The 6,577-nt window shown below is 65.0% G+C and carries 7 protein-coding genes and 1 pseudogene; 3 read left to right on the top strand and 5 right to left on the bottom strand.

The annotated features are described in order from the left end of the window. Both A3CU_RS55555 and A3CU_RS52230 read right to left on the bottom strand, forming a co-directional pair. Positions 1 to 145, bottom strand: a pseudogene (locus A3CU_RS55555) (IS256 family transposase); the annotation flags it as partial. 16 nt (positions 146 to 161) lie between these two features. After that, entirely contained in the window at positions 162 to 737 is a 576-nt protein-coding gene (locus tag A3CU_RS52230) for a hypothetical protein (protein ID WP_156960259.1), read from the bottom strand. Positions 738 to 1,106: 369 nt separating this feature from the next. Here A3CU_RS52230 and A3CU_RS0106835 point away from each other — a divergent pair, with 369 nt between their 5' ends. Continuing rightward, positions 1,107 to 1,307: a hypothetical protein gene (locus tag A3CU_RS0106835; RefSeq protein WP_027941656.1), complete on the top strand. Its 201-nt coding sequence runs from the start codon at positions 1,107 to 1,109 to the stop codon at positions 1,305 to 1,307. Between the two features lie 73 nt (positions 1,308 to 1,380). Here A3CU_RS0106835 and A3CU_RS0106830 read toward each other — a convergent pair whose 3' ends face one another. Together A3CU_RS0106830 and A3CU_RS0106825 are read right to left on the bottom strand one after the other, a co-directional pair. Further along, positions 1,381 to 2,604 (bottom strand): helix-turn-helix domain-containing protein, encoded by a 1,224-nt coding sequence (locus A3CU_RS0106830; protein WP_027941655.1) that lies wholly within the window; start codon positions 2,602 to 2,604, stop codon positions 1,381 to 1,383. Positions 2,605 to 2,641: 37 nt separating this feature from the next. Beyond that, entirely contained in the window at positions 2,642 to 3,130 is a 489-nt protein-coding gene (locus A3CU_RS0106825) for an NUDIX domain-containing protein (protein ID WP_027941654.1), read from the bottom strand. Positions 3,131 to 3,362: 232 nt separating this feature from the next. Here A3CU_RS0106825 and A3CU_RS0106820 point away from each other — a divergent pair, with 232 nt between their 5' ends. Beyond that, a complete protein-coding gene (locus A3CU_RS0106820; RefSeq protein ID WP_027941653.1) occupies positions 3,363 to 3,797 on the top strand; it encodes a hypothetical protein in 435 nt (144 codons plus the stop codon). Continuing rightward, entirely contained in the window at positions 3,794 to 5,071 is a 1,278-nt protein-coding gene (locus A3CU_RS55390; protein WP_084143111.1) for a phosphotransferase, read from the top strand. Before A3CU_RS0106820 ends, A3CU_RS55390 begins: the two co-directional genes overlap by 4 nt. Here the strand turns inward: A3CU_RS55390 and A3CU_RS0106810 are convergent. Beyond that, complete coding sequence (locus tag A3CU_RS0106810) at positions 4,968 to 6,500, bottom strand: NsdA family TPR-like regulatory protein (protein ID WP_211246356.1); 1,533 nt, start codon at positions 6,498 to 6,500, stop codon at positions 4,968 to 4,970. The genes A3CU_RS55390 and A3CU_RS0106810 overlap by 104 nt on opposite strands. Between the last annotated feature and the right edge of the window lie 77 nt (positions 6,501 to 6,577).

Below are 6,577 nucleotides of genomic sequence, written 5' to 3'. Positions count from 1 at the left end.
CGGTCATCTCGGCCTGCATCACGCGGTCAAGAACCGCCTTGGTCATCTGATTCAACAGGCCGTCCGCGCCATCCAACGGCGTCCCGGCCGCCTGCGCGTCCTTGATCAACGAATCGATCGTCGCCGGCGACAAAGCCTCCGCCAACCGCCGCGCTGCCGCCTCATCCGCGCGAGCCGACGACCCGCTCGACGATGTGTCCTTGGTCACTTGATGTCCCTTCCGGCCAGCTAACCAGCCAGTCGATCATGGGCCACCTCCGACTTACACGGTTGGCATGACACGCCCGGCGCGAGCCCTGCTCGGTGTCGCCGTCATTGTGCCAGCCAAGCTCACTCGCTGCCGTGGCGTAGGTGGACACGATGGCATCTCGCGAACCCGCCGCCACCCACACCAGCAGGTCAATTTCGCCGGCCGCCCATACCCGCTCGGCGTAGTCGGCGGCCAGTTGCGTCTTGCCCACACCACCCAGACCCGAGAGCACCCGAGTCGAGGCAAGCTCAGGCGCTACCAACACCACCGACCGGCTTTCGGTAATGGCTTGCGCCAACTCTGCTGAAACCGCCCGGTCCTGAAAACAGCCCGCACGTGCGGGAACCACACCCACCCGGTGCCGTCCCCGCGCTCCAGAGCTTGCACTGTAATTGTTGATCGTGACGTCTCCGCCGACATCACGAGCCTGCACAACGCCACCGACCGAACCGGCGACAGCATTAACCGACTCGGGTTCCCGCTCCACGAGACCCCCATCGCTATCGACCGCGTCCGTTTCCCTCCGCGACCCCATCCGCCAATCATCCACCCCGCAGCAGCGTCTCGATACCGGCCCCAACAAATCCGCTGCCATCCATGCACCGTCACGGCTTCTTGATCTTGTCGTTCTCTCCCAGTCTGGGGCTTTACGCGTCCCAGACGCCCACGAAGGTTTGCGGTCATCCAGGGCGATTGTTGGGCTGTTGCCAGGCATGACCTCGCCATATTTATCCGGCGAATATCGCCCCACCTGATATCCCTCAGGCGGTTTGCGCCGCGCTGAGCTAGCCGATATAAAGCGGAGCGGGCCCCGAAAGTTCTGCCTCACCTGATCTTTCAAGGTGAGGAGTGTGTGATGTGGTCCTGGATCATCCTGGGCGGCTACGCCTTGTTCGTGGTCGTCTTGGTCTCCTGCATCGCGCACGTGGCCCTATCACGCCACGACGACTCCGAACGGCGCGAGACGGCCTTCAAGATGTTCCGGATCGTCTGGGGCATCAGCCTCACCGCCCTGGTAGTGGCGCTGATCAAGCTGCACGCTGCTGGACTGCTGTGAACACTGAGATCAAGGCTCGATCGAGCCCGCCCGCCGCTCTGCTCCGCCGAAGAACATTCCAACCCGTGAGTAGTTACTCCCGCTGATCCACAACGCCGTAGTGACCGGCTAGCTTGGCAAAATCGGCACCCCGACGGCGGGGAGCCCGATCAACAAGCCTCTGCATTGTCGCCTTGCCTAACGGCTGATAGCGCACCCAGTCCGGCGCGAGGTCCCTTGCCTCGACCAGGTACCCAAGTGCACGTTCGTACGAGCGTAGTTCGAAGGACGCGGCGGCTAGCCGCAACCGGTGTCCTGCTTCCCAGAAGGCAGGGACTTCGCCCTGAGCAGGAGGCATGATCTCTGCGAGTCGCAACGCTGTTTCCGGGTCGCCCGCCCGTGCCGCGTGGTCGACCTGCTGAAGCGCGGCCACACGCGGACCGAAGATCGCCGCTTCGGTCGCGGTGTCTCCTCGCGACCGCGTGGCCGCCGCTCGCGCCTCCGCCAGCAAGTCTTCCGCCCGGGTGGGGCTCCCAGCGAATAGAGCAGCGGATGCGGCGTTGAACAGCAGATTGCCGAACACCCCGGCACGTGCAGGGTCCCGATCAAACATCGCGGGCTGTACGCGCGCGGCTGCGGTCACGGCGACTCGCTCGGCGTCATCGAGTCGGCCCTGCCGGACCAGGGTCCATGCGAGGTAGCGCAGAGAGATCGCCGTTTCCAGCTCGGGTTGGTCGCAGTGGCGAGCAGCGTCGAGGGCGCGTTCTGCGGAGGTCCAGGCCAGGTCATCGAACCCGGCTCGGCCGGCCATGCCAGCGCCGAGCCGGTAGGCGGTTGAGAGTGCGCGGTGTGCGGCGGCCTGCTCGGTCCCGGTCGAGGACCGGATGAGCCGGCGGGCATCGGCCAGCACCGCGGGCAGGGCGTGAAGTAGCTCGGCGTGGCGGCCATCGACGTAGGCGCGCCACACCTGGTGAGCGGCGTGGCTCAGTTCGTCGAGCCGGATCACCTCGTGGGACTCGGCGAAGTCACCCAAGCCAGGCACGTGCTCGCCCATGGTGATGGCCTGGCGCAGGGTTCGGATGTCGATTTCGCTCGGCGGCTCGGAGGCGACGTGGCCGAGCAGCCGCTCGACCGTGACGCCCAGTGCGCGAGCGAGCCTGCTCAACGTCGCCGGTCGGCTGGTTTGGCGTGTTCCTTGCTCGATCCGGGCGACGGTATCCACGCCGACCCCTGCGGCGTGGGCTAGCTCGTCCTGTGACATGTTCCGCGCCTTGCGGAATCGAGCGAGGTTCTCGGAAAGATTGTTACCGGCCGCCATATCCCCTCCGCGATCTGACGTGCGCCCTGCGTAAAGGTTATCCGGTAGCGCGCTCTCCGTTCTCGCACAAGGCCAGACCACCCGTACGAGCGACGTCGAGGGCAACGGCAACCCGGCGGGCGAGGGACGGCTTCAACTTCTCGGCAACATCTTCAAGGCTGGCCAGACGAGCAGCCACGATTTCGGGATCGGTGAGCACGAGGTCAGTGACCTCCTGCTCGCTGATCAAGCCGCCGTCGAACACGAAGGCGATGCCCTCGGGATACCGGCCGTCGTCGGGCTGGTAGTCGATCACCAGGAGACGGCCCACCGGCCGGTCGAGACCGAGTTCTTCCCGCACCTCTCGGACGGCGGTCTTCCACGGTGGCTCGCCGGCGTCGACGGCCCCGCCGGGGATGTCCCAGTGGGGCTTGTACGACGGCTCGACCAGCAGCACGCGCCCCGCCGCGTCTCGGAAAAGCACCCCCGCGGACATGCGTTTACGGTCCAGCGAGCGTACATACTCGTCGAACGGGAGGAGATCCACGCGCAAAGGCTACCGGCCACCCACCGCGCTACGCGGTTCTATGCCCCGCAGGCCTAGAACGGGCCGCGACCGGACGCGAAAACATTGATCAACGCCCTGTTTTTCCTGCTCAGAAGCCATGACCATGGCGGCATGTCAACCCACACGAGTCACGGCTACCGACCGCTGCCGTCCGACGACGCAGCAGGCCGAACCCCGAAACGCCCTGCCTCGATCTCCGCTCGGAGCCAACGTGTACCCGCGTGACGCGGCGCTTCTGCGGAGGGTAAGCGACCTCAACAAACACCTCGGCCAGGTCCTACTGGAGGTTATGCAGCCCACCAACGACGACCGCAGACGCTCGCTCGCCCTGCGAATCCTCGCCAGCCGCCTACGCGATGTCGGCGACCACCTGGACCAACGCGCCAACGAGATCGACGACTCCAGCGTCATCGACGGCACCGTAGTTATCAGCAACGAGGAGCTTGCCAGGCTGGCTACGCAGTCATCAGAGACCTTGCAAAGCCTCAGCTCGGAACTCCTGCACCCGAGCAGAGACCTCGCCCCAGGGCTCCGAACCGCCGCCGAAACCTTGACCGAACTGGCGTACCTGCTGGCGAGCAGGGCTGACGACGCAACGCAGTCCGGCCCCACAACTGATTTCAGAAAGAAACTGACACTTTCATGAATTTCAAGATCCAAACAGACAACCCGGTCTACATCTACGAATCAGTGGCTGATCACATCGCGCTTCGCATCGAGTCCGGGGAGTTGAAGCCAAATCAACCGTTGCCTGCCGAACGGAGGCTCGCCGACGAATACGGCGTGTCGCTGGGGACCGCGCGGCGGGCCACGGAGTTGCTGCGCGAGCGAGGGTTGGTCATCACGTTGCGCTCGAAGGGAACGTTTGTCACCGACCCGCACAAGCAGGTCGACCAACCTGCCTTCGGCGCCGCCGTGTACAGCATCACCGCAGCTCAGGAGCGCCGCGGCTGGGGCAACGTGCCCGGGCCTGCCTCTCCCCGTAGCCTGGCTGTCGATCCTGCGATCGAGGAGAGGTGCATGGCTGAGGGGTTGGTGTTCTCGCCGGAGACGACACGACCAGTCCTTGAGGAAGCCTGCCGCAAGGTTGGGCTGGACGCCGGCGGTGCTTCCCTGATGCGGCTCGGGGAGAACGCTCTCTACCGGCTTGAGTCTGCCCCCGTGGTAGTGCGTATCGCCCGCAACATGGACTACTGGGCAAGCGTGGCCAAGGAAGTCAACGTTGCTCGGTGGCTGGCCGATCTGGACTTTCCGGCCGCGGAACTATTCGACGTGAATGGGCAGCCGATCGAAATATCCGGGCACCCGGTGACATTCTGGCGTTTCATCCCCGGCAGCGTCGCCACACCAGGCGACGTGGCCAGGCTGGGGGAATCCCTCCGGAAGCTGCACCACTTGCCCTTTCCGACAGACTTCGATCTACCGACAGTCGACATCCTGAGCAGGGTCGAACCGCGGGTTGAGAAGGCCCCGGTTCCCGATGCTGACAAGGAAATACTGCTCGCCCGGTGCGAGGAGTTGCGGGACGAGATCGCGGCTCTTCAGTTCCCGCTCGCGCCGACAGTCATCCACGGAGACGCGCACATCAAGAACGTCATGGTCAACGCGGGTCGGACGGTGTTGATCGACTTCGAGAACGTCGCGTGGGGGCAACCCGAGTGGGATCTGTCGATGACCGCAACGGAGTACGTCACGGCGGGTTGGTGGTCGGCCGGCCAGTATGCCGAGTTCGCGGAGGCCTACGGCTTCGACGTGACCTCGTGGGAAGGCTTCCGAACCCTGCGGGCTACCCATGAGATCAAGATGACGACGTGGATCATGCAGAACGTTGATCAGTCGCCGGATATCGCGGCTGAGTACCGGACGCGGATTCAGACCATCCGGAACGGCCACGTTGACCAGCGCTGGCGTCCGTTCTAGGCGAGCCTCGACGCCGTAGCGGGCTCGGAAGATCGGGGTAATGCTCGCCGAGCAACTGTTCAAATTCGCCGACCAGCGCATGACCGGAGTGTGCGGTGAGCGTCCCTTGGAAGTCGGTGAGGTAGCGGAGGTAGCGCGCGGATTGCAGGCCGGCGCCGTCGCGCACCGCCTCCGACGCCAGCGCTACGGCTTCGTCCAGGTCTCCGGCCTTGTACGACGCCGCGGCGGACACCATCTGAATGAAGGCACGTGTTCGCGGTGGAGTGTCCTCGCCCAAGGCCTGCACCACGAACTCCTTGGCCTCAGCGACCATCCCGAGGTCGCGGAAGCAATGCGAGGCATCGCCCGCGAGTTCTTCGGCGTCGTAGTAGGCGATCCACCCGGGTTCACGGGAAGGGTCACGTTGCCCGAAAAGCTGTTCAGCCCGGTGGACGGCTCCGGCCGTCCCCTGTCGGTCGCCGAGGTTTGCGAGCGCGCGTGCCTCGTGCATGACGTACATCGCCTCGACGTTTTTCGTTGTGTGGCCGAACGTCGCGCTTTGCGCGGCCCGCGCGAACTTGACGGCGTCGGAAAAGTTGCCCAGGAAGTTGGCCTGATGGGACAGATTCGCGAGCAGCCGTCCGCCCATCATGTAGTCCTGGGCTTCCCGCGCGAGCTTCAAGCCCTGCACGAAGTACCGCATGGCTGCGCCGTGGCGTCCTGCGTCGTAGGCACTCCAGCCGAGCAATTGGGCCACCTCGGCCGCTGCGCTGAAGATCTCGCGCCGCGCGTGGTCTGGGTGGCTTTTTCGCAGTTCAGGCACTACCTGGTCGCGGAAGAACTGCAAGAGCATCCGCCGGACGTAGCCTCCGCCCCACTGAAAGTCCATCCGCATAAGCGACGCCGTCGTGTCGCGGATTCGTTCGGCCACGGCAAGGCCCCGTACCGGCTCGAAACTCTCCGCCACGATCAGCGGCGCCGGCTCGGCGAACATGTAGCCAGTGATTACCTGCGGAGCAACCTCACTGCTCCACTGCGCACCGGTCACGGATGGCGCGTCGGCTAAGTCGCGATCGGCGAGAGTATCGAGCAGACGAACGGCCGTGTCGGTGCGCTCGGGGTACTCCGTGCCATGCGTGGCAATGTCGTCCGCTTGACTGCCGCCGTCGTCGGCCGGTAGCTCGGCTGGGTCGGCGTAACCGATCTCCTGGAGGCTGATTTCCCGGCCGAGAAGTTCACCAAGCACGCGCACGATCAGGAGGCAGGTTCGCGCCTGCGGTCTAGTCCCATCCAGCCAGCGTTTGACGGAGACGTGGTCGCAGCGGACGGGCTCTCCCCCGTCGGCCTCGCTGAGCAGACGCACTCGGCGAGCCAGGCCCTTGTTGGTCGCCCTCGCTTTCTTCATTACCCCAGCTAGGAGCGTGTTCGGCTGCTTCTCGTTGTCGACCACACCTACCTCCGTGATCGATTAAAGCACCCCCGTGCACCCCCCTGGTGCACAAATGCACCCCCTCGTGCACTCTCCCA

This window comes from Amycolatopsis taiwanensis DSM 45107 (assembly GCF_000519205.1).
Lineage (GTDB): Bacteria > Actinomycetota > Actinomycetes > Mycobacteriales > Pseudonocardiaceae > Amycolatopsis_E > Amycolatopsis_E taiwanensis.
The sequence above is the reverse complement of the archived record's forward strand: the minus strand, read 5'-3'. Positions and strand labels throughout refer to the sequence as shown.

Excerpts from the sequence above, each read along its gene's own strand:
- A3CU_RS0106835 (WP_027941656.1), top strand. The coding sequence starts at position 1,107 with ATGTGGTCCTGGATCATCCTGGGCGGCTACGCCTTGTTCGTGGTCGTC.
- A3CU_RS55390 (WP_084143111.1), top strand. The coding sequence starts at position 3,794 with ATGAATTTCAAGATCCAAACAGACAACCCGGTCTACATCTACGAATCA.
- A3CU_RS0106830 (WP_027941655.1), bottom strand. The coding sequence starts at position 2,604 with ATGGCGGCCGGTAACAATCTTTCCGAGAACCTCGCTCGATTCCGCAAG.